3 protein-coding genes are annotated in these 1926 nt (G+C 68.2%); 2 read left to right on the forward strand and 1 reads right to left on the reverse strand.

Going from position 1 to position 1926, the window contains the following annotated elements:
- Window positions 1-33: 33 nt before the first annotated feature.
- Window positions 34-978, reverse strand: a complete 945-nt coding sequence (locus RT662_RS07465) for an NAD(P)-dependent oxidoreductase (RefSeq protein ID WP_313670083.1) — start codon at window positions 976-978, stop codon at window positions 34-36.
- A gap of 86 nt (window positions 979-1064) precedes the next feature.
- Here RT662_RS07465 and RT662_RS07470 point away from each other — a divergent pair, with 86 nt between their 5' ends.
- Entirely contained in the window at window positions 1065-1382 is a 318-nt protein-coding gene (locus RT662_RS07470) for a 2Fe-2S iron-sulfur cluster-binding protein (protein ID WP_313670084.1), read from the forward strand.
- Between the two features lie 8 nt (window positions 1383-1390).
- Window positions 1391-1926 (forward strand): nucleoside triphosphate pyrophosphatase (locus RT662_RS07475; protein WP_313670085.1); only part of this gene is annotated, 536 nt, incomplete at its 3' end.

Below are 1926 nucleotides of genomic sequence, written 5' to 3' on the forward strand. Positions count from 1 at the left end.
CGTGTTGCCCGGATCATGCACCCACGGGCGTGATCAATCAATCGCGCCCAGCAGCGGCTCGCCTGCGCTCAGCCGGCGGATGTTTTCGACCAGCCGTTCCATGATGCGGCGGTTGATGTCGGGGTTGCTCCAGGAAACATGCGGGGTGATGCGGCAGCGGGGATGGCCCTGCAGGCGGTGGCCGGGCGGCAGCGGTTCCGGATCGGTGACATCAAGGCTGGCCCACAGCCGGCCCTTGTCCAGTTCGGCCAGCAGCGCATCCTGATCGATCAACCCACCGCGGCCGACATTGACGATGTGCGCCGTGGCCTTCATCCGCGCCAGCCGTTCGGCGTTCAGCAGATGCTGGGTGGCCGGCGTGATGGGGGCCGCCAGCACCAGATGATCGGCGCGGGCCACCACCTCGTCCAGCGGTGCTGTCTTGATCCAGGGATCAGGTGACGGCGCGGCACTGGCGCGGGCGGCAATGATCTCCATGCCAAAGGCGTGGGCATATTTCCCCACCTGCCGCGCGATATTGCCCAGGCCGATCAGGCCCAGCGTGCGCCCGTGCAGGGTGGCCAGCGGTTGATCGATGAACTGGGTGCGTTCCGGCCACTCCTCACCGGCTTTCAGCGTGATCGTGGCCAGCTGCTTGGCATGGGCCAGCATCACGGCCAGCGCATATTCGCCAATCGGAATGGCGGTGGTGCCTGATGCGCTGGCGACGGCGGGCGCTTCGAACAGCCAGGGCGGATAATCATCGGCGCCGGCGCTGGCCAACTGCACCAGCTTCACGGCGCCGGGCCAGCCGGCAGGGCGGGGCGCATGGTTGGCCTCGTCCCGATCATGGCCCTGGCCGTGCAGCACGAACAGCACGTCCACATCCGTGGGCAGCGCCCAGCGCGTTTCCTGCGGGATATGGGTGGCCGTGGTGATGCCGGGCAGGCCGGCGAGCATGGCCGACATTGGCGGCGCGAATTGGTGGGCGATGCGCATCTTGTCCTCCCGTGTTGTCATCCCCTAGCGCCCCGCGCGCGCCGCCGCTACAGGGCGATGCGACATCCACTTGCCACGAGGACGAAATGGCCAGCATCACCGTGATCACCCGCGACGGGCAAAGCCATGTGCTGCCCGCCCAGCCCGGCTTGAGCGTGATGGAAATCATCAAGGACGCCGGGATTTCGGAACTGCTGGCGCTGTGCGGCGGCTGCTGTTCCTGCGCCACCTGCCATGTGCATGTTGCAGAAGGTGATATGGCGCGCACCGGCCCGGCCAATGCCGATGAAGCCGATCTGCTCGATTCGTCCGATCATCTGACGCCGGCCAGCCGGCTTTCCTGCCAGATCGCCTTCACCCCGGCGCTGGACGGCATCACCGTCACCATCGCGCCGGAGGATTGAGCCCGGCCATGCGGCTGGTACTCGCTTCGGCCAGCCCGCGCCGGCTTGATCTGCTGGCGCGGCTGGGGGTGGTGCCGGTTGCGGTCGATCCGGCCGATCTGGACGAAGCCGTGCAGCGCGGTGAGCAGCCCCGCCCCCATGCCGAACGGTTGGCGCGCGAAAAGGCCTTATTGGTCGCAAGTCGCCATCCAGGCGCCATCGTGCTGGCCGCCGATACGGTCGTCGCCGCCGGCCGCCGCATCCTGCCCAAGGCCGAAGATGAGGCGACGGCGCGGACGTGCCTGGCGCTGCTTTCCGGCCGCCGTCATCGTGTGCTGACGGCCGTGGCGCTGGTGGATGCGGATGGCCGCCTGCGCGAACGGCTGAGCGAATCCATCGTCACCTTCCAGCGCCTCCAGCCCGCCGACGTGGACTGGCTGATCGGGCGCGGCGACTGGCAGGGCAAGGCCGGCGGCTATGCCATCCAGGGCGCCGCTGAAGCCTATGTGCGCAGCCTGTCGGGTAGTTTTTCGGGCGTGGTCGGCCTGCCGCTCAACGAGACGCG

Source organism: Sandarakinorhabdus sp., from assembly GCF_032115815.1.
Classification (GTDB): domain Bacteria; phylum Pseudomonadota; class Alphaproteobacteria; order Sphingomonadales; family Sphingomonadaceae; genus Sandarakinorhabdus.